The organism is Lysinibacillus parviboronicapiens (genome assembly GCF_003049605.2).
Taxonomy (GTDB): Bacteria; Bacillota; Bacilli; order Bacillales_A; family Planococcaceae; genus Lysinibacillus; species Lysinibacillus parviboronicapiens.
Map to the genome: position 1 here is coordinate 2,368,646 of NZ_CP073713.1, position 19,559 is coordinate 2,388,204.

Here is a 19,559-nt window from a genome sequence, read left to right on the forward strand (position 1 = left end):
AAATTTTATGAATTTCACAGAAGTTGAACTTCAAGAGGAAGTTACTTCTTTTTGGGGTGTTACATACTCACGATATGAATGGTTGTTAGAGATTGCAGCTCATATTTATATCACAGAGGGCGATTACACTCTATGCTTATTCATTGTTATGGAATAGACCCAAAAGTTCCATTGTTTGAAGAACTTTACTATTGAACTAAACGGAGGTTTGAATAAATCACCGATCACATGATTGGTTAAAATAAGGTTATAAAGAAAAACCTTTTACAATACTGGTAGGAAAACAATTAGCGATGGAAAATACAAGCCACTTGCTAACGTTGAATTTGGATTCAAACCCGAAGAAAAGGAAGCTTTTCGCAAATAGCTAAACAAATTACAACAAAGGTAGACTGCAATATGACGTGGTTAGTAGCAAGTTTGAATTGTAAGGTTCAGTATCTAGAGAAAACTAACAAAGGCTCACTAAGAACAGTATCGTTTAAAGGGTTTAACACTTAAAGGAAATTAATTTTTATCCCGTGCCACACTTACAAAATGACTATCTGGGATGAGGAATAGAACAATTAATAAAAAATACCACAATAAGATTGAATTGTTGCCAATTACTGATAATCAAGTAATTTTTGTGGATGGCGAAAAAGTATCTGTTATTTAAATCTTTAGTTCACATAATCAACCGTTTTTCTTGATTCATTAGTCACCTCTTTAATCATAATATAAGTCATTTTAAAAGTAGCTTTAAGTAAAAAGATATTAGTAGGGTTTTATTTAAGTTATTATAATGCGACGCGAGTGTTATCTTTCAAAAAAACAATGCGTAGGCATATCCAACGAGGATTAAATAAAGGAGAGGATACGAATGCACTAGCTCGAGCAATTTTCTTTGGTGAATTACGAGAACGAGCGCTACAGGATCAGTTTCAAAGAAGTAGGGCACTAAACCTTTTAATTAATGCGATTAGTGTATGGAATACGGTTTATTTAAGCGAAGCAATAAAAGTTTTGAAGAAAAAAGAAAAAAATTGATGAAGATCTATTAAAACATATTTCTCCATTAGGGTGGGAACATATTTATTTCCTAGGAGAATAACGATTTAATAAGAAAGAAATTGCACCTATAGCATCCCTTCGATCACAACAAACAAATTAACAGTAAAAAGCCGATTATTCCGGCACTGACTACCTTTTTTGAGACAGTAAGAAAACACCTTTTAAACTGCCAGTTGACGGTATTTTACCGGTGACTGGTTGTTTAGTTTCGTTTGGATACGGATATTGTTATAATAGTGTATATATTCTTCGACGATTCGAATCACACAAGCATTAGACGTGCTGTGTATTCCGTCGAGGTAGAACGTTTCGGACTTTAGCGAGGAGTGAAACGTTTCGATTGGGGAATTATCAGCGGGCGTGCCTTTGCGGGACATGCTCATGGTAATTCCTTTTTCTTTTACTGCTGCTTGATAGTCATATGACGTATACACAGAGCCCTGATCGCTATGCAGAATGATATTGATGTTATATCTTTCAAGCATCATGGATTTATACAACGGTGAAATCATTGCCTATACAGTCGGTGGTACACAAGATACATCGTTTATCTTAGATACGCTCGCTCAATTGAAACAGCTACCTGAGGTTTCGCCAACGGTAATAGGTCGCTCTCGCCACGCCCATATGTGCACAAATGGTTTGAATAGACATTGTTCCTTTTAATTCTTCTACGAGGTCTACGAATGCTTGTCCAACCACTTCCTCTCCAGTGCTTTGTACTTTTTTAGTACTTCAATTTGTTGTTTTAAGAAACGAATTTCAGCTTGTAAACGTGCCTCTTCTGTATCGTATTCAGGACCTTTACCAAATGAATATTGTTTCCCAACCGGTTGTTGTAATCGTTGATGCTCTCCTTCACGATACCATTTCATCCACACTTTTAGTTGCGTGTGATTTTTAATATTTAATTGCTCAAGCACTTCCTTCACTGGTACACCAGCTAACCTCATTTCAATCGCTTTCATTTTTATCTCAATTGGATAACTTACTCTTGTACCCATAGAAAAAACACCTCCACGTTGATTGTTTGGTATTCAATACCCGTTTTTCAACGAAAGGTGTTTTTATTTGTCTCATATTTTTAGGTCAGTGCGCCCTTAGCGTGCTGGAAATCGGCTTTTTCAATGTGGAAATTTGCTTAGCGTACGGAATTCACGTTTTATTGGTTCTACCTAAATGGAACGTTTGCTTCCTCGACGATTAAAGCCACAAGTAAGAATTTTAATTTTACATTGAACACTCCTTCTATCAATTAGAGGTGAAATATGTTTACATTTGTTTGATGAATTGTATATCTTTGTTGGATTTGAATATTGAAGAAGTTGAACGAGAGTATTGGTTTTGGTTGAATGAGAAAGGAAATAAAACTCATATTAATACAAAGAATTGGGCTGATTATGAAAGATAAGCTAAGACATCAGTAGCAAGTTTTTTAAGAAGAGTTTATAATCTTTTATTCCTATACACTGATGAACGAGAAGAATGGGAGAAAGACAGTTGGGACGTTCGAATATTACATAATAGATATGGGGTTGATTACAACAAAAGCACAATTCAGTATTTCCTCCATTTTCAAAGATAGATAATAAAATACGAGGGTATATAAAAAAGTATGTAAAACAACGCTTTCATTGTAAAAATAATTTTTCCTGGAGTTCAGCACAACATTATCGAAGATGCTTGCAAAAATTTATTACATTTATATTTTCAATGGAACCAACATGAACGTACTTAAAGCATTTAAAACGAACCCACATTGAAAAAATACATTGAACATTTACATGAACACTCAAAAATAACTTGAATCGGCGGGACTCGTATCCTGAACACTATGTTTAAGATTCATTATCAACTCTGCAAAAGTTCCTAGAGGATATTCAACGATAGATTTCTAAGAGAGCGTGAATTTAGTGATAATTTGATTCCTCCTTTTCCATATATATCTCCATAAGGTGTAATATCTTTTAGCGTTATATTAACAACCTCCCCAATCCTAAGCCCCCCAAATATTGAAAAGTATATGGCCAGTGCAATGGGAGGGGCTGTATGAATGCTCGTCCTAAGAAATGGAAGGATATATTTTATAGGAAGAGTATGCTCAATGACTTTCATATCAGTGTATCTAGCATTTGAAGACCTATTTGAATATCTAACTTTAAATGGAGAAACTGTATGATTTTTATTCTCATTAGGATTATTAGTTTTGGTAAAGTCGTCAATTGAAAATGGTCTTGAGCATTTTTTCACTGCTAAGAATTTATAAAACTGTAATAGAGTCCTTTCAATATTTTTTACAGTAGCATTTGTTCGTTTGTCCTTTAATAAATCATTTAGGAAATATGTTGCATGCTTAAACTTTAGATCTTGTAATGATTTCAATTTAAAATTACTTTGATGAGTTATGAGGATATAGTTTAAGAATTGACAAAGATGAGTAGCTTGTAGTCGCTGTGTGTTGTAACTTTTATACTTCCATTTCCAAAAAATGAAGGCAGTTAATGGGTGCACTATTGATATATCTGAAGATGTATTTTTAAGTAAAATTAAAGCGTGTTTTCTGTGAGTAGGAGTAGCCCTGTTATTATTTTTAACAAGTGCGCTGCCTAAACAAAATCGATAAATACTATTATCAAATTCTTTTGGTTTAAAAGGTACATGTTCCATTATCAATGCCCCTAATGAAGTTATTTTTTGAATATTCTATCATTAAGAGCGGGTTATGTACACATATTTATGTACAGTATTTGGTACTCTTGGCATTAGATCTCGATGCTAAAAAATCTGGTTTTGCTAAATGGGCTTATGAGGATATTCCTCAAAAACTCTGGTCTGTTCGACCATTGTCTGAAATGTGGGGGATTGGTAAACAAATGGAGGCAAATTTAAATGCGATGGGTATTTTAACAGTGGGTGGCTTAGCGCAAGCCAATTTAAAAGAGTTAGAAAAACGTTTTGGTATTATGGGAAATCAATTATATCACCATGCATGGGGGATAGACCTGTCTACATTTGGAGAGCCTTTAGTGACAAATTCAGCTTTAAGCTTTGGCAAAGGGCAGATGTTGATGAAGGATTATCACACTCGAAAGGATATAGCCGTAGTGCTACTTGAAATGTGTGAAGATATTATGAAACGAACGCGTGAAGCTGGTTATGTTGGCCGCACGATCACTTTAGGGTTATCCTACAGTCGTAATGCGATGACGAAAGGTTTTCACCGTTCAAAAACCATTCATGTACCGACTGGTGAGACACTTGTCATGTATAACGTGTGTTTGGATTTATTAGATCAGTACTTTGCTGGTGAGCCAGCCCGTCAATTATCAGTTCGCCTAACCAATCTAGAACCAGAAAAGAGCATTCAATTGGATTTATTTGATGAACGAAAAGCGCAACGACAAGTAATAGGGCACACAATGGATGCTATACGCAATAAGTTTGGTGCTAATGCCTTATTACGTGCTGTATCTTACACAAATGTAGGTACAGCTATTAAAAGAAATCGTTTAGTAGGTGGCCATTTGGCATAGGGGAGTGTTTGAATGATACGTGATAGAGGTACGATGAAATGGACAGCAATGATGTTACCTGAGCATGTGCAGCTCATTAGAGAATGGAAACAAGAGGATTTTGCTGAGGCATCGCGTGAACTTACAGAATGGGAACTAGAAGAATTACAACAAACAATAGATTGTGCTGTATGTCAACATAAGATCATTACTTTAACGGTGTGGGAAGGCTCTAGGTATTTGCAGTGGACTGGAACAATTGCATCTTTAAACCAGGATGCTCAAGAGCTAATACTCGAAACAAACACAAAAATGAAACATATCCCCTTAGCATATATCCACGCTGCACGTTTAGAGGATGATGGTTGTGATTAACAGTGAACAAAGACAATTACTGCATCAGTTTCTGCTACTGGATTTAGCTGTAAGATCACTTCAACAAGATTATAAAACGATAGAGCACTTAAAAATGAAAACCGTCTATTTACCTTTACTGGATTCCTTACTAAAGGATTTACGGAAAGACTCATTTAGCCTGAAACGACAGCTTGCAAGTCAACAAATACGTGTAGTCGGTTGGCATCGAATAAATGAATATTTTAGCGATATTCAAGTTGCCACGGCAGGTAATGATGAATGGTTACGCTATGCCAACCAAGCTTTAAAAACAGAAGTGGAACAACTACTTTTTAGTCATATAAAAAAGCCACTCACATGAGTGGTCTTCCGCTACGAAAATAGTAGTAATATGACGCAAAAGAATAAACAATAAAAGACATATAGTATTGCATTGTATGTGAACATGAGCAACAATAGAAGTAAGGCGGGTAGTATAGATAAAATGCCTGAAAGTAAATTCATTTTTATGAACTCACTTCTAATTGTATATAACAAAATGTTAGTTTTTTTATTTTTAAATCTACTTTACAGACAAATGACTAGTCAAAAATAGCTTTCAGCGCATAATAATAGTAGTGTAAAGCTAATCTAGCCTTACAAAAAACTCTCCTGTTTTGGGTCACTTTCTAAATGGAAGTGACCTTTTTAATTGTTGTTTATATAAAGAAATTGTCCTTAGTAGTACAATGTTAAAAAGACAACTGACAAAGGTTGCTTCAAATTTAGGTGATTTCCTCCATCTCGCCCAAAGGAGGCTCAACAGTTAGCAAAAACCTCACCATCTTTAAGAACACCGTAACAACAATTTAATAACAAGGCTAGCTAATACTAGACAAAGAAAATACAAATTACAGTTAACAAGGAAGAAAGAAATCATGAACACATTTTATAATGCTGTAACTTTTATTAATAATAAAATATACGAACCAAATAACCTAATAATTGAAAATATTCAAGAAGAACAGCAAAACTCACAATATGGAGCAGGAAAGTTCCAGTTAAATTTGAAATCGATTCGCTTTAGGGTTGCCAAAATAACGCCCACTAAAATTGGCCAATTCGTAGCTTTTTGGGAGAAAGATCGCAGTCATAAAAATCAGCCCTATCAATATAGAGACTTCCCAGACTTATTAGTTATCACAACCTTTAATGGTAATAGGGTCGGTCAGTTTGTTTTTCCAAAAGAACTTCTGTTGAAAAAAGGTATTCTACAAACGGATGAAAAGAAAGGTAAGATGGCTATCAGAGTCTATCCTAGCTGGGATAAACCAACAAATAAGCAAGCAATAACTACTCAAAAATGGCAAATACCATACTTTATAGATATAACTGATAAGACTAAAGTGAATCATCAACGAGTAGTGGAACTATATTCGTAAAAAAATAACACATACAGTTAAAAAACGGTTATAAGCCGAAATGATAGTATTAGTTTGTTATCACCGAAGGGTAGAAAAAATCTAGCATTAACGACACGTAATGAGCTGTTCGTCCGGGTGAAAATATGTATAGTTAATTTCCTTTTTATTGAAAGTTTGTTATACTTTATATTGAATATAGCTTTAAGAGGTGATTTTATGGAAAAAGATACGTCATTCGATTATCAATATCCCAAACACCAGAAGCGACGTCATAACGAAGAGCATAAAGGATTATATGTCATTAAAATTACGAAGGAACAAGTAGACCGTTTAATTGAGGATATTGATAAAACATTAAAGACGTCTAAGTGATGTCTTTTTTTGTATGTCACATCAAACGAATGAGGGATAGAATAACGGTAAGATATAGCCATGCAGATGTCATAGCAACTCAGCAGCATTGACGATTACTTATCATTAGAGCTACAAAGGTCTATTGTGAAATAAATCAAAAGACCGGATACTTGAGATTTTGAACTGAACCCCGAATAGTGGACACTTTAAAAAGTGACCCTATTCGGGTTTTTTTGTTCATTTCACTAAAAAACCCGTTATACTGAACTATACGAAATTAAGAACGGGAGAAATTAGCATGAGTAAAATCATTTTTAACGTATATCAAATACGACAAATAGAAGCAAATCGATTTGTAGCATCTGTATCAGATCGTTCTATTCAATATACACCGGAATTTAAAATTTTTGCGGTCAAAGAAAATCTAGCTGGAAAGGGACCAGTACAAATCTTTAAAGAAAACGGATTTGATTTAGAAGTGATTGGTGTGGAAAAAGCAAGATCATCGATTAAACGATGGAGAGCATCTTTTAAAACTCATGGAGAACAAGCATTTTCGGAGGAAAGACGCGGAAAAGGAGGTTCTGGTCGACCAAAGAAAGAAAACCTATCGGCTGAAAAGAAATTAGAAAAAGCAGAGGTACGTATTCGTTTACTTGAAGCTGAATTAACACTGTTAAAAAAGCTAGACGAGATGGAAAGGCAGGCAAAGAAACGGCAATTTTAATGCCAAGGGAAAAGTATCAAGCAATTAATGATACCATTCGACTGTATCAGTTGAAAAATATGACACGTTATTTATGTTATTTGGCAAATGTAAGCCCCAGTGGTTATTATAAATGGCTCCAAAATAGTGAGAAACAAGCGATACGTGAAGAAGCAGATTTTCAGGACTACGTCCTATTAAAAAAGATTTATGATGCGTCAAAAGGAAAAGTGGGTTATCGAGGACTTTACATGGCACTAGAAGAACTACTTGAAGTCCCGATGAATCATAAAAAAATTCTACGATTAATGCGTAAATTCAATCTATATTCGAAAGTAAGACGTGCAAACCCTTATCGAAATCTTGCCAAAGCTACAGAAATCCATCGTCAAGTACCTAATCATCTAAATCGTGATTTTCATCAAACAGAGCCAGGCAAAGTGTTTTTAACAGATATTACGTATTTACAATACCGTGGCGGACAAACAGCGTATTTATCGTGTATAAAGGATGTTGCAACACGAGAAATCGTTGCATATGACGTATCGACAAGTTTACGCATGGAGTTTGTTTATCGTACGCTAAAGAAATTAGAAGAGCATATCAATGACAATTTACATCCAGAAGCGATGATTCATTCAGATCAAGGTTTTCATTATACACACCCAGCATTTCAAAAATGCGTCAAAGAAATGGGATTACTTCAGTCAATGTCTCGCCGAGGAAACTGCCTAGATAATTCGCCAATGGAATCATTCTTTGGGCATTTTAAAGATGAAATAGACTATAAAGAAGCTGAAAGCTTAGCAGAATTAGAATATATGGTAGATAATTATATGGAGCACTACAACAATACAAGAAAGCAATGGACATTAAAAAAAATGACTCCGGCAGCATACCGAAGTCATCTAATCGCTGTTTAATGTAGAGAATGGTCTTTTATTAAACTGTCTACTTTATAGGGTTCAGTTCATTTCCACAAGTACTCGGTCTTTTTATAGTTACTCTTCAATTGTTTCAGCAAATGTTTTTCGTCCAGGATTAACTTTATTTACCTGAATGTCTAGTTTACTAATTGAATCTTCGTCTAATGGTATTTTGCCGTTATTCTCCAATTTCTTCCACGCTTTTATGTCTTTTCGATATAAATATTCTGAAAAACGATAAATGTCGACATCTAATTTTAAACCCTCTTCATAGGCTGTTTTTATGTTTTTTTTAACCTCTGCTATAATATTTTTTCTTATTTCATCTGAAGTAACTTTTCCTTTAAAGCCATTAATTGTGGCATCAAAAGTAATATCTATTTCAAACTTAACCTGATTATTTTTTACAATTGGTTCAACGTCTAGGTTTATTTCTACTAAATCTACTGTTAAGTGATCTTCACCATCTTCTAATTTAAAGGTTACTGCCCCTCGGCTCTTTTTCTCCTGCATCCATTGCAAACCTTTCGCAGCTTCCCCTTTAATAAAGCCTTTAAAACCATCTTTTGAAAGTATGCCGACACCTGTCAAGGCAGTTTCTTCGGCCGACTGGTCTGTAGTCTGCCAATTTTTATTAATCGTCACTAAAGGAATACTAATTTCATGGCTTGGTTCATTCAAACCAATGATAGATTTTCGTAAATTGATGGGTTCAATAAATGACTCTTGTGCACCTGAAGTGAGTGGATTACTCAGTTTGGATGCAGTTAGTGACTTATTTATAATGGGTGTTACTAAGAGAATTTCTTCAATGGATTCCTGTGTGCAATAAGCCCAAATTTGATATCTTGTTTCCCGATGACGTAAAAAGCTATCGATAATTGGTATAGCATGCTCACTTTTCATGGCCTCTTCCGATAAAATAAGGTAGGTCATATGTCCCCAAAATACTTTTTGATCGATGGAACGATATAATTTAAAAAAAGCTTCCTCCATCGTTTTACCTTTCGCACGTCCTATCTCAGCCTGTGTTGGATTTGGATTTGGTTGCTCAGATTTAGCAACGTTTGAAAAGTCGATAATTTGCATGAATATTTCATATTCATCATCCTTGAAATCAATACCGACTCCAAGAATGTAATACATTCTTTGTGGTTCTGATACATCCCAACATCCAGAAAGAAGAAGTGTTGCTGATAAACTTATAATTAATAAAATTTTTTTCTTCATTTTTTTCCCTACTTTTAGAAGTTCGTTGTATGAGGAGCGATTGCTTAATTGGTACATTTTAAGCTTAGACAAAAAATGAGAGGATTATGTGTAAATAAAAATTTCTCTAGAAAAGGGAAAAGAATAATGCCTTGTAAAGAATTACGGAATGAAAGAGCGGACATATGAATATATCAAAACTACAAGACATCAATGCGTACATTGCCAAATAGACAGAAGAAGGCCTTCCATTACTGAGGAAATCCGAAAATTAATAAATCAACGATTTCTAACTTAATTCAATGTTAATAAGGAAAAAGCCATAAATGAGTACCTTTAAAGCATCCATTTGTAGCTGGGCGGGTTGAAAAGATAAAAACCAGGACTCACTTTTATAATGAGTGCCTGGTGAATGATTTTCTATTAGTAACGGATTAAAAACTTTAAAAAATCTTTGTAGGTAGATTAAATCTGGATAAAACAATCCAAAGATTGAGCAGACATACATAGAGCTTAAATATTTATTTTTCTTATCGTATAATCAACTCGAACTTGCTGATTAGATTGGGAAAAGAATATAGGGAAATGTTTTCCGTTAGGGTGAAAAGTGTCAATTTCCGCCTGAGTTATGACTTGGAAATTGTGGCTCATATAATCATCCTCACTGAAAGTATCATCCTCTTCTATGTGACCACCAATGACCAATATTTCATAATCTTCAAGAACCATAGTTTGGAAATTACCAATGAGGCTTACATGATTGTCACCTTGTTCGATACCAATAATGTCATGATCTCCTATGTGCCACAATTCACGTGTTTCTCGAATGTTGGTTGGTGAAAGTCCTGCCTGTGCAATAAGGGTGCCACGAATTTCTAATTCATCATTCTCTTCATCATCACCAGTATTTAGGACCACAATTGCGTGGAGTCCAACTTCAATAGCTTTACCCATAAACTTTTTCATCTCCTTAAGTAGTATATATTTGTAACATTCACTAGCTTAACCAAAATGTATTGAAATAAGTATCTCGAGGAATAAAAATTCCCTAAATGAGGTGAATATCTTCAGGATTATTGTTCGGGTTCGGATGTGGAAGAGCTGATGATGAACAAGAGCCAGATTCAACAGAAGAACCATCTGAACAGCAAGAAAATCAAGATGATAACCAAAATGATCATCAAAACGATGACCATTAATGTAGATTTTGCATTTTTAAAGTGTATTCCAAGGCATGTTTATGGATCCAGATTGCAAATAGCGATTTTGGTTTTTTTGTTTCTCATAGTAGTATCTCTTTTGACTAACTAAGGCAACATTACCCACCCTTTGAAATAAATAAGAGCAAGTATTCAACATGTAAAAGAATATTATAATTCTTGACGATACATACTACTAACCAATCAGCATGCTCAAAAAGAATTTGTTAATTCGGGGTGATTAGAATTGCCAATGTTAGATGTAGAAGGTAGTAACATATACTATCAAGTAAAGGGCGAGGGGACGCCAATCGTCTTCATTCATCCTCCATTATTAACAAGCACAAATTTTGTTTATCAATTAGAACAATTATCAAAAACATTTAAAGTGATTACCTTTGATATTAGAGGTCATGGAAAAAGTGTGTATTCCAAACAAGCGATCACGTATCCACTCATTGTTAATGATATTGTTAATTTATTGGATTATTTAAAGATAGAGAAAGCGTTTATTTGTGGATATTCAACTGGTGGCTCGATTTTATTAGAGTTTTTATTGATGAATCCGAGTAGGGGATTGGGTGGTATCATAATTAGCGGAATGTCTGAAGTGAAGGATTTCTATTTAAAACAACGAATTGCTTTAGCAGTTAAACTAGCAAATAAAAAGGCTATTTCTGTTCTGACACTTGCGGTTGCATGGGGAAATTCTAACACACGACAAGTTTTTAGGAAACTATATAAAGATGCATCCTACGGAGATGCACGAAATATCCAGCAGTACTACAATTATAGTCTACGCTATAATTGTACAAGTCGACTTCAAGATATAAATTCGCCCGTTCTGCTTGTTTTTGGTACGAAAGACAAAGCATTTCATCAATATGCCCATCTACTACATGAAAAGTTACCTCATAATGAATTCGTGTTTTTAGAAAACGAAAAGCATCAAATTCCGACAAAAGCAGTCGTTAAATTAAACGAAAAGATTGATACCTTTATCCAGAAACATTCTGTTATAAATGCGTTGCAAAACAAGCGCTTATAGAAGTTCTCTAAGCGCTATAGCTCAAGTAACAACCGTTTGACGCAGTTGAATTTAAGCATAGAAGACATGGAATGCTTAACAAGAGCTTGAAACAAAATATGGAATGCTAACGAATTAACGTAACGTTAAAAGGATTAAGTCCGGTACAATACCGAACTCAATCCTTACAAAATAAAGTAGCTAATTTTTGAGGTCACTACAGATGAGTGACTTTTTGCTATTTTAATTATTTACAACGTTGTTTAATACATGCAAGCGTTTATCTACATAATACTCAAACTCAAATTTATTAGTGTCCGCCAATCCGGTTTGGGCTTTACCCCTATTACTCAATGCAACTTTACCAGTAGCAGCATATGATTTAGCGACGCTATCCTTCGTTTTCACTTTAACAAAAATGGAATCTATTATTAGGGATTCCTTTTTTGCTAACTCAGCAGTGTGTTCCACCAAGGCATTTAATTCTTCTTCGGAAGTTGAAGGTGTTAACAATGTTACATACCAAATGCTTCCGTCTATATGCTCTTCTTCTATTGTGTAGTTAGGTACAGAAGTCATTTCTTTTTTGCCAGTCTTTTGTTCTGTTTTCTTTTCTACGGGCGCCTCTTTACTCAAATCATCACCGCACCCAGCAAGACCAAGTGATAGCACAAGAGCAGTGCTTAAAAATAGTTTTTTCAATGTGTGACTGACTCCCTTTATTGTATATATTTGTATTATTTGAATTATATCATTAATACCAGTTGCTGTCAGTAGAGTTTTTTTGTATTGACCCCGCTCAGGTGCTTTTCTGTATTTTATGCTTTAATCATAACGGGGTTGTCAGGTAAAGAGAAAGAGATTAGTAGAGGAAGTTAAACAATAAAAAACCTCGAGGACAAAGTTATACTCGAGGTTTTATGGAAGGTTGTATCAATAGTACAACTATTCTGATAATTGATGTAAAGCCTATTTGAAAATTATTGTGCAGTAAATTTGTAGTTATTTTTTTGTATTATGCTTGTAATCTATTCTGAAAAAAATGAAAGAAAGAATCAATAAAATTATAGGAAAAAAGAAGAACCCTGCATCATATTTAATGGAATGTTCCATTTTTAATCCAAACAAATAAATAAAGTAAAAGAAACAGATAGAGAGATTGTTCCCGCTATAGTTTTCAAATAACAACCCCCTTGTGATAATCTAATTCTATTTTCAAGCTCTTCGGTACGTTTTTCTAATTCCAACCAGTCTAATTATACTGTATCAATATTAGACATTATGTCTGTAATATTTACGTTTAGACTGATAGATAGACGATTAAGAAAATAAATTGGTATTTATATCCATGTGATTTATTTTATTGTATAATAAAAATAACAAAATTTCAAAATTCTTATCATAAAAGTGTAATTTAAAAGAGGAGCGGAAAGTGTTGCTGAAAATTTTACAACTTGTTTCTTCAATCATAGTCATATCACTCTCAGCTTATGGCTTAATCACACGGGATTATCAGCTGAATTTTTTAATGATATTCTTTTTAGGGTTATTTATGTTAATTTTAGGAATTAAAGAATTTCAGAGAGAGAGAAGTATTTATGGTTGGCTACTAATCGCTGTTTGCTTATTTACACTATTTGTATCCATTCAAAATTTCATTTATCTCTAACATAGAAGGGCTGATTAATATGTGAGCTTTAGCCACTGTCCCAATATTTTTCAGTCAAACTTACTAAGTGCACGGAAATGTGTTAACACAATTTTGGTGGACTAAGTAATCTATGAAAGTGAGTAGTAATCTAACATTGCAATCTTGTTATAGGGAAACCAACCCAAAAAAGTTCAGGTACTCAATGAAGGAACTGACCCCAAAAGTATAGACAAATAAAAAAAGCATCTTCGATTGAATTCGGGTTTAGATACCTAAACTTCAATTAGGAGGTGTTTTTTCTATGGGAACAAGAGTGAGTTATCCATACGAAGTAAAAATGAAGGCTATTGAGATGCGATTGGCTGGTATACCAACGAAGCAGGTTTTAATTGAATTAAATATAAGGCATAAAACACAAGTGGAAACATGGATGCGTTGGTATAGAAACGGAGAAATACACCGATTTGAACAACCTGTAGGTAAACAATATACCTTTGGTAAAGGTCCTGAATATGAGAATGAACAAACAAAATTAGTAATGGAGAACCGTTATTTAAAGCAACAAATTGAGGTTTTAAAAAAGTACGCAGAGTTGGAGAGGAAGTGGTTGGAGAAGTAGCTGTACAGTTAGTAGAGACGCTAAAAGAAACGTTGTGCGTGAAGGATATATGTGCACATTTAGGAATTGCACGATCTACCTACTATCGTTGGAAACAGGCATCTGCGGATGCAAGGTCTCGTCAGGCGATTGAACGACATATTGGAGAACTCTGTCGTGCGCATAAATTCCGATATGGTTATCGGAAAATTACTGCACTCTTACGCCAAGAAATACGCGTGAATCATAAAGTCGTGCAACGTATCATGCAAAAATATGGTTGGCAGTGTCGAGTAAAAGTAAAAAAACGGAAACAAACTGGACAACCCTACTATATCGCAGATAATTTATTGAACCGTAATTTTGAGGCAACTGCACCTTTACAAAAGCTCGTTACCGATATTACTTACTTGCCATTTGGTCAGAAACAATTGTATCTTTCAAGTATTCAAGATTTATATAATGGCGAGATTATCGCCTACTCGATTGGTGATTGCCAAGATACTGATTTTGTGTTGAATACCTTATCCCAACTAGGTACTTTACCCGATGGGTGTACACTACACAGTGACCAAGGTTCGGTGTACACGTCTTATCGATATCAACAGGCCGTAAAAGGGAAAGGCATTATCATGAGCATGTCCCGTAAAGGTACGCCCGCTGACAATGCCCCAATTGAATCATTTCATTCTGCATTAAAGTCTGAAACATTTTACTTAGACAATTTAAGGCGTACTACGACGGCAATCGTAGAACAAACTGTCAAAGACTATGTAAAGTATTATAACTATATCCGAATACAAGCGAAACTAAACAACCAGTCGCCGGTACAATATCGACAACTGGTTGGGTAAATGCTTTTTTGATCTCTGTCTTATATACAGGGGTCAGTCCCGAATGTTGAGCCTGTTTTTTTATTTCCACAGAGACAATCTCAACATTATTTTATGTTGATAAAATTAATTATTAAAAAATGTTTGTTTTTTTACCTAATGCTACTTTATTAAGAAAAATTAAGAATTTTATACATTATTTATTAAGATTTGTCATTTATACTGAAGTAACTTAGAAAGTAGCAAGTAAAAAGGGAGATGAAATAACTCAACTTTTAATTCATTCATGATGGGCAATTTTTACAAAATTAAAAAGAATATCTTGAAAAATGAATATCATTATCTTAATACCATGTTCAATGAATGATTGTAGCTCAATAAAATAGAGGGTACCTTTCATTAACTATTTGTGAGGAGGATTTAAACTTAAGAATTATGCACATATTTTATTATCTACTAGAATTCTCCATCTTGCCAATAATGGCATTTGTTGCTTTTGAATGCATATGCATTGCTCTATATTATTTTTGCTATTATAGAAAGCAACAATTAGAGGGAAAACCTCTAAATTCATATAAAGAAGCTTATTTGGATCGCTCTATTCATCGGATATATTGCTTTAGTCCTTAATCTAACAATTATCAGTCGGGGAAGCTCGCATTATAAGGAGATGAATCTTCATCTGTTTAGTGGCTATGTGGAAGCATGGAATAGCTATTCTTATAAAAAACTTCAGCCCAGTATTTATAATATACTCATGTTTATCCCAATGGGAATGTTGCTTCCTCTTCTTAGTCGAAAGCTTACAACATTTAAATGGCTCATAGTTGTTGTCGTATGTTTTACACTATTCATAGAAATCTACCAGTTAGTTACTGGCGCAGGGATTTTTGAGCTGGATGATTTATTTAACAATACGCTGGGAGGAGTAATTGGATACCAGTTCTATAGACTATACACGTCTATTATTCAGCACAAAAAAGTTCGCATGAAAAGTCTGTTAGGAAGTTTAGCCATACCTCTGCTCATGGTTTTCATTTTTGCGGGTATAACTATTGCTTATGCTAAGCAGGAGTTCGGAAATCTGCCGATTAATTCATATTCTAAATGGGATATGACAGACGTACATTTGACAACATCCATGCAACTAAATTCAGTACCCACAATGGCATCCGTATATAAGAAAGTAAACCATTCGGATGAAGTGGGGGATATATTGTATCGGAAGTTAGGGTTAACTGAAGTGAAGACAGCAGCTAAGGAAAGGGACCGTGGGATTCTATTAGAAGATAAATCAGGGTCTCAATATACTTTATTTCAATCGACACAAGGAAATTGGACATTAACCGACAGCAATTATACACCTCAGCAAGCTACATGGACGAAACAAGGACCAATGCGTCAAGAGGCAATGGCTATAATGGATAATCTAGATATACTTCCTCAAAAAGCTGATCTTATAACAGAAGAGGGAGACCAGTTTCAGTGGTCACTCTCAGATACACCCCATATAAATAAAGATTATTGGTCTGGGGATCTATCACTTGGGTTAAAAAAAGATGGCAGTATTTACGCAGTGTCATATGGGCTTCAAGAACATCACTTTATACGGGAAGTGGATATCTTAACCCCTAAAGATGTGTATGAACGTATAAAGAAAGGGGAATTTCCTCTCATAAAAAGGAATGCAATTTTAACCCATAATATGATGGTTATAAAAAAGGGCGATAAACTAGAAATAACCGGGATGGAGCTTACATTCATGTATGACACAAAGGAATTCTATCAGCCTGTATATAGAGTGAGTGGAATATTTAATGGGGATTCAGATTGGTTTACATTAATTCAGGCACGCCGAAACTAGGCTTAAAGCATCTCAAGAGTTATTCTATTCGAACATCGTTTTAAGACAACTAGTAAAAAGTAAAATAACGGAGCATTAAAAAGTCGTCACTCATTTGAAAAGGAATGAGTGACTTTTTTTATTTCTATTGCTTACTTCATAATCTTGTCGACCTAATGCTTTACCACCAAATTCTTGATTTACAACTAATGTAACTGGTGTTTCTAAGTCAACTTGTTCATCCACAACAGCATTTCTACAATATTTTTTCAATTGCGTATCTCGACGTAAAACAAGAGAAAGAAGATGACTATAGATGACTATAAATGAAAAGCCTTATAACAGTATAAGGCTTTTCGATATTAACTTTAACATTAAAGAATCTGCGTTAATTCTGAGTTTACAAACCGTTGGGCAGTAATGATAACACCTGAAGCTGTTCGTCCATAAACGCTATATATTCCGCCATTTTGATTTGGGACAATTTCAACTTCATATTGAGCAGCACCTCCTACACCAGGAGTTACAAAAGTAGAACCATTAGCAATTGCGGCAAAAGGAGTTGTTGACAATAATCGTCTTGAGCCGTTTAGTCTAAAAACTCTTACTACTCCAGTTAATAAACCTCCACTAAGATTGAGAATTTTGACACGAACACTAGTTGCATTAGCTGGTTGATTTCCTGTATTTTCAATTGGACCAGTAGTTAAAGGCATTTAATTCACCTCCTTGCAAATAAAAAATTATAATCTGCAGATTACATTTTCATAATATGTAGTACACTGTTACACTCTCTAGTCTTATTAATCACAATTTTATATATTAAAGAAATAAATGGTTTAATTAGTAGAAATTTTTTCAAAAGAAAAATTGTTAACGAAGGTGAATTTATATACCAAGACATAATTCCGTAGTAGAAACACCTAATACAGCGAGAGATCTATTAGATAACTACCAATATTAGGATGGAATAAATTGTACAGGAGAAAGGGCGATAAGCATTTAAGGTGATGGTGGACATTGATTTCGAGAGCGAAAAGGACATAAAGCCTTCGTCATAATTTGATGCGTGCAGGGGTGACGGTTGAAGGACAAGAAGTACATGGCGTATCGTGGCTTTAGAGTTATTGATGAAGAAGTTGTTTGGGAGCGTGTTGAAGATTAATCGAAAGATATTGTGTAGCAGAAGAAATAAATTGGGGAAGGGAGAGCATAGTTTGAAAGCACGAAAAAAACCGCAGTGTGATCAAACGCTCCAGCCTAGAGATTAACTGAACAACATGCTATTTCTTTTCATATTTTTTACTATCCCATGCCCATGTTATAAATGCATAAACAATTGTCGCAAATAAGGAATAAAAAAAATTTTCTCGCAAATCCCAATTACCTTTTTTGAAATAATCTCCAACTGATAAAAGTAAAAACAATAGTACGAAGTAAAAAATATATAAGTATTTTCTGATAAATATCATTTAAATCACCTTAATATGTAATTTATGTAAATTTTAACATAAAAAAACCGTAGCGTGATCAAACGCTACAGCCTAGAATTGATTATGCCCTTTGATGTTGCATACTACAGTATTATACCACAACTTAGAAGGGCAAACAGATTTAAATTGTGTAAGTACATGAGAATGAAAGATAACTAGATTCGTTAACAGGTTTATAGTGACAGCGTACAGTGAGTGCGTGAAAGAGTAATTGATATGATGATGAAGTAAAAAAAATAACCCTGTCCATATTTTAGGACAGGGTAGTAACAAAACCGAACAACAGCCAAATAAATAGAAGATGCGATACTTTGAAGTAGGAGAGCTTAAGCTGTACTTAATCAATTTAAAATCTAAAAAATTTACCATTTAGGGTTTAATAAGATAAAAAGATTTTTTGTTTAGAAATCAAAAACAGTGAAAGAATAGGAATGTGGAATGAGGTGAGAAATTTATTAAAGGGGAGAAGTGAAAAATATTGTTCAATCCTTCTTAGAAATATGAAATTTAAATATAGAAAGGTCTATATAAATGGATATCTTCCTAGCAATTTTACCTGCTCTATTTTGGGGAAGCATTGTGTTATTTAATGTTAAACTTGGCGGAGGACCATATAGTCAAGTTTTAGGTACAACTTTGGGCGCCCTTATTTTCTCTATAGCCATTTATATTTTTGTAAAACCTGTTTTAACACCTTTAGTTATCGGTGTAGGAATTGTATCAGGTTTATTTTGGGCATTAGGACAAGCAAATCAATTGAAAAGTATTGATTTAATGGGTGTTTCCAAAACAATGCCTATTTCGACTGGGCTTCAATTGGTATCAACAACTTTATTCGGAGTGATTGTATTTCATGAATGGTCTACAACAATATCAGTTGTGTTAGGTATTCTTGCACTTTTTAGTATCATTGTTGGTATCATTCTCACAACGCTTCAAAATCCTGAAGAGAAAGAAAAAGAACAAGTCAATAATTTGAAAAAAGGAATTATGATTTTATTAGTTTCAACCTTTGGCTATTTAGTATATGTAGTAATTATACGTCTATTTAATGTAAGTGGATGGTCTGCTTTATTGCCGCAAGCAATCGGAATGGTTCTTGGCGGAATTTTATTAACATTTAAGCATAAACCATTTAATAAATATGCCATTCGCAATATAATTCCTGGTTTAATTTGGGCGGCTGGAAATATGTTTTTATTTATTTCTCAGCCACGTGTAGGAGTAGCAACTAGCTTTTCCCTTTCTCAAATGGGCATAGTAATCTCGACTTTGGGCGGGATTTTTATATTAGGGGAGAAAAAAACAAAACGGCAATTCATAGCAATCATTATTGGTATTGTTTTTATAGTCGCTGCTGGCATCATGTTAGGAATTGCTAAAGGATAAAAAGGA

The 19,559-nt window shown here is 34.3% G+C and carries 21 protein-coding genes and 2 pseudogenes; 15 read left to right on the forward strand and 8 right to left on the reverse strand.

What is annotated here, in order from left to right:
- The first annotated feature begins 7 nt into the window (after positions 1-7).
- Positions 8-157, forward strand: coding sequence for a hypothetical protein (locus C9J31_RS11280; protein ID WP_193767096.1), 150 nt, complete (start codon positions 8-10; stop codon positions 155-157).
- A gap of 653 nt (positions 158-810) precedes the next feature.
- A pseudogene (locus C9J31_RS11285) lies at positions 811-1,093 on the forward strand (Tn3 family transposase); the annotation flags it as partial.
- Positions 1,094-1,214: 121 nt separating this feature from the next.
- Here the strand turns inward: C9J31_RS11285 and C9J31_RS11290 are convergent.
- Positions 1,215-1,511, reverse strand: a pseudogene (locus C9J31_RS11290) (transposase); the annotation flags it as partial.
- A gap of 7 nt (positions 1,512-1,518) precedes the next feature.
- Between C9J31_RS11290 and C9J31_RS24260 the strand changes: the two are divergent.
- Positions 1,519-1,719 (forward strand): hypothetical protein, encoded by a 201-nt coding sequence (locus C9J31_RS24260; RefSeq protein WP_425312823.1) that lies wholly within the window; start codon positions 1,519-1,521, stop codon positions 1,717-1,719.
- Positions 1,720-1,733: 14 nt separating this feature from the next.
- Here the strand turns inward: C9J31_RS24260 and C9J31_RS11300 are convergent, their stop codons facing one another.
- Together C9J31_RS11300 and C9J31_RS11305 are read right to left on the reverse strand one after the other, a co-directional pair.
- Complete coding sequence (locus C9J31_RS11300) at positions 1,734-2,057, reverse strand: helix-turn-helix domain-containing protein (protein WP_107950322.1); 324 nt, start codon at positions 2,055-2,057, stop codon at positions 1,734-1,736.
- Between the two features lie 865 nt (positions 2,058-2,922).
- Positions 2,923-3,720 (reverse strand): hypothetical protein, encoded by a 798-nt coding sequence (locus C9J31_RS11305; protein WP_107950320.1) that lies wholly within the window; start codon positions 3,718-3,720, stop codon positions 2,923-2,925.
- Positions 3,721-3,809: 89 nt separating this feature from the next.
- Between C9J31_RS11305 and C9J31_RS11310 the strand changes: the two genes are divergently transcribed.
- The 6 genes from C9J31_RS11310 to C9J31_RS11335 all read left to right on the forward strand — a co-directional run bounded on the left by C9J31_RS11310 (position 3,810) and on the right by C9J31_RS11335 (position 8,308).
- A complete protein-coding gene (locus tag C9J31_RS11310; protein ID WP_244854916.1) occupies positions 3,810-4,586 on the forward strand; it encodes a DinB/UmuC family translesion DNA polymerase in 777 nt (258 codons plus the stop codon).
- A gap of 12 nt (positions 4,587-4,598) precedes the next feature.
- On the forward strand, positions 4,599-4,940 hold the full coding sequence (locus C9J31_RS11315; protein WP_107950319.1) for a YolD-like family protein: 342 nt from the start codon (positions 4,599-4,601) through the stop codon (positions 4,938-4,940).
- Complete coding sequence (locus C9J31_RS11320; protein WP_235616269.1) at positions 4,927-5,283, forward strand: YhjD family protein; 357 nt, start codon at positions 4,927-4,929, stop codon at positions 5,281-5,283. Before C9J31_RS11315 ends, C9J31_RS11320 begins: the two co-directional genes overlap by 14 nt.
- A 556-nt stretch (positions 5,284-5,839) precedes the next feature.
- Positions 5,840-6,343, forward strand: a complete 504-nt coding sequence (locus C9J31_RS11325; protein WP_107950317.1) for a MepB family protein — start codon at positions 5,840-5,842, stop codon at positions 6,341-6,343.
- 198 nt (positions 6,344-6,541) lie between these two features.
- Entirely contained in the window at positions 6,542-6,697 is a 156-nt protein-coding gene (locus C9J31_RS11330; protein WP_193767095.1) for a hypothetical protein, read from the forward strand.
- Between the two features lie 280 nt (positions 6,698-6,977).
- Positions 6,978-8,308 (forward strand): IS3 family transposase gene (locus C9J31_RS11335; RefSeq protein ID WP_211634920.1). Its coding sequence is split into 2 segments (ribosomal slippage): positions 6,978-7,356 and positions 7,356-8,308, totalling 1,332 coding nucleotides; the frame shifts between segments, so codons are not numbered across the junction.
- Between the two features lie 78 nt (positions 8,309-8,386).
- On the opposite strand, the gene C9J31_RS11340 is transcribed toward C9J31_RS11335, so the two are convergent.
- Positions 8,387-9,541: a Ger(x)C family spore germination protein gene (locus tag C9J31_RS11340; protein ID WP_107951717.1), complete on the reverse strand. Its 1,155-nt coding sequence runs from the start codon at positions 9,539-9,541 to the stop codon at positions 8,387-8,389.
- Between the two features lie 492 nt (positions 9,542-10,033).
- Entirely contained in the window at positions 10,034-10,474 is a 441-nt protein-coding gene (locus C9J31_RS11345) for a hypothetical protein (RefSeq protein ID WP_107951718.1), read from the reverse strand.
- 122 nt (positions 10,475-10,596) lie between these two features.
- Here C9J31_RS11345 and C9J31_RS23975 point away from each other — a divergent pair, with 122 nt between their 5' ends.
- The gene (locus tag C9J31_RS23975) at positions 10,597-10,719 is read left to right on the forward strand and encodes a hypothetical protein (RefSeq protein ID WP_274520216.1); all 123 of its coding nucleotides are present in this window, start codon (positions 10,597-10,599) and stop codon (positions 10,717-10,719) included.
- A gap of 247 nt (positions 10,720-10,966) precedes the next feature.
- Positions 10,967-11,767, forward strand: coding sequence for an alpha/beta fold hydrolase (locus tag C9J31_RS11350; protein WP_107951719.1), 801 nt, complete (start codon positions 10,967-10,969; stop codon positions 11,765-11,767).
- Between the two features lie 222 nt (positions 11,768-11,989).
- On the opposite strand, the gene C9J31_RS11355 is transcribed toward C9J31_RS11350, so the two are convergent.
- Positions 11,990-12,448 (reverse strand): hypothetical protein, encoded by a 459-nt coding sequence (locus C9J31_RS11355; protein WP_107924382.1) that lies wholly within the window; start codon positions 12,446-12,448, stop codon positions 11,990-11,992.
- Between the two features lie 826 nt (positions 12,449-13,274).
- Between C9J31_RS11355 and C9J31_RS23645 the strand changes: the two genes are divergently transcribed.
- The 3 genes from C9J31_RS23645 (at position 13,275) to C9J31_RS11370 (ending at position 16,692) form a co-directional block, all read left to right on the forward strand.
- The gene (locus C9J31_RS23645) at positions 13,275-13,415 is read left to right on the forward strand and encodes a DUF3953 domain-containing protein (RefSeq protein WP_274520217.1); all 141 of its coding nucleotides are present in this window, start codon (positions 13,275-13,277) and stop codon (positions 13,413-13,415) included.
- 283 nt (positions 13,416-13,698) lie between these two features.
- Positions 13,699-14,849, forward strand: a protein-coding gene (locus C9J31_RS11365; RefSeq protein WP_211634924.1) for an IS3 family transposase whose coding sequence is annotated in 2 segments (ribosomal slippage) — positions 13,699-13,972 and positions 13,972-14,849 — 1,152 coding nt in all. Because the reading frame shifts where the segments join, the coding sequence is not laid out codon by codon here.
- A gap of 619 nt (positions 14,850-15,468) precedes the next feature.
- The gene (locus C9J31_RS11370; protein ID WP_238602226.1) at positions 15,469-16,692 is read left to right on the forward strand and encodes a VanZ family protein; all 1,224 of its coding nucleotides are present in this window, start codon (positions 15,469-15,471) and stop codon (positions 16,690-16,692) included.
- Positions 16,693-16,782: 90 nt separating this feature from the next.
- On the opposite strand, the gene C9J31_RS11375 is transcribed toward C9J31_RS11370, so the two are convergent.
- Entirely contained in the window at positions 16,783-16,944 is a 162-nt protein-coding gene (locus C9J31_RS11375; RefSeq protein ID WP_193767236.1) for a hypothetical protein, read from the reverse strand.
- 101 nt (positions 16,945-17,045) lie between these two features.
- A complete protein-coding gene (locus tag C9J31_RS11380) occupies positions 17,046-17,387 on the reverse strand; it encodes a hypothetical protein (protein ID WP_054768131.1) in 342 nt (113 codons plus the stop codon).
- Between the two features lie 1,308 nt (positions 17,388-18,695).
- Here C9J31_RS11380 and C9J31_RS11385 point away from each other — a divergent pair.
- A complete protein-coding gene (locus C9J31_RS11385; RefSeq protein WP_107951552.1) occupies positions 18,696-19,553 on the forward strand; it encodes a RhaT/GlcU family sugar-proton symporter in 858 nt (285 codons plus the stop codon).
- The last annotated feature ends 6 nt before the right edge of the window (positions 19,554-19,559 follow it).

Excerpts from the sequence above, each read along its gene's own strand:
- C9J31_RS11280 (WP_193767096.1), top strand. The coding sequence starts at position 8 with ATGAATTTCACAGAAGTTGAACTTCAAGAGGAAGTTACTTCTTTTTGG.
- C9J31_RS24260 (WP_425312823.1), top strand. The coding sequence starts at position 1,519 with ATGTTATATCTTTCAAGCATCATGGATTTATACAACGGTGAAATCATT.
- C9J31_RS11300 (WP_107950322.1), bottom strand. The coding sequence starts at position 2,057 with ATGGGTACAAGAGTAAGTTATCCAATTGAGATAAAAATGAAAGCGATT.
- C9J31_RS11305 (WP_107950320.1), bottom strand. The coding sequence starts at position 3,720 with ATGGAACATGTACCTTTTAAACCAAAAGAATTTGATAATAGTATTTAT.
- C9J31_RS11315 (WP_107950319.1), top strand. The coding sequence starts at position 4,599 with ATGATACGTGATAGAGGTACGATGAAATGGACAGCAATGATGTTACCT.
- C9J31_RS11320 (WP_235616269.1), top strand. The coding sequence starts at position 4,927 with ATGGTTGTGATTAACAGTGAACAAAGACAATTACTGCATCAGTTTCTG.
- C9J31_RS11325 (WP_107950317.1), top strand. The coding sequence starts at position 5,840 with ATGAACACATTTTATAATGCTGTAACTTTTATTAATAATAAAATATAC.
- C9J31_RS11330 (WP_193767095.1), top strand. The coding sequence starts at position 6,542 with ATGGAAAAAGATACGTCATTCGATTATCAATATCCCAAACACCAGAAG.
- C9J31_RS11340 (WP_107951717.1), bottom strand. The coding sequence starts at position 9,541 with ATGAAGAAAAAAATTTTATTAATTATAAGTTTATCAGCAACACTTCTT.
- C9J31_RS11345 (WP_107951718.1), bottom strand. The coding sequence starts at position 10,474 with ATGGGTAAAGCTATTGAAGTTGGACTCCACGCAATTGTGGTCCTAAAT.
- C9J31_RS23645 (WP_274520217.1), top strand. The coding sequence starts at position 13,275 with ATGATATTCTTTTTAGGGTTATTTATGTTAATTTTAGGAATTAAAGAA.
- C9J31_RS11380 (WP_054768131.1), bottom strand. The coding sequence starts at position 17,387 with ATGCCTTTAACTACTGGTCCAATTGAAAATACAGGAAATCAACCAGCT.
- C9J31_RS11385 (WP_107951552.1), top strand. The coding sequence starts at position 18,696 with ATGGATATCTTCCTAGCAATTTTACCTGCTCTATTTTGGGGAAGCATT.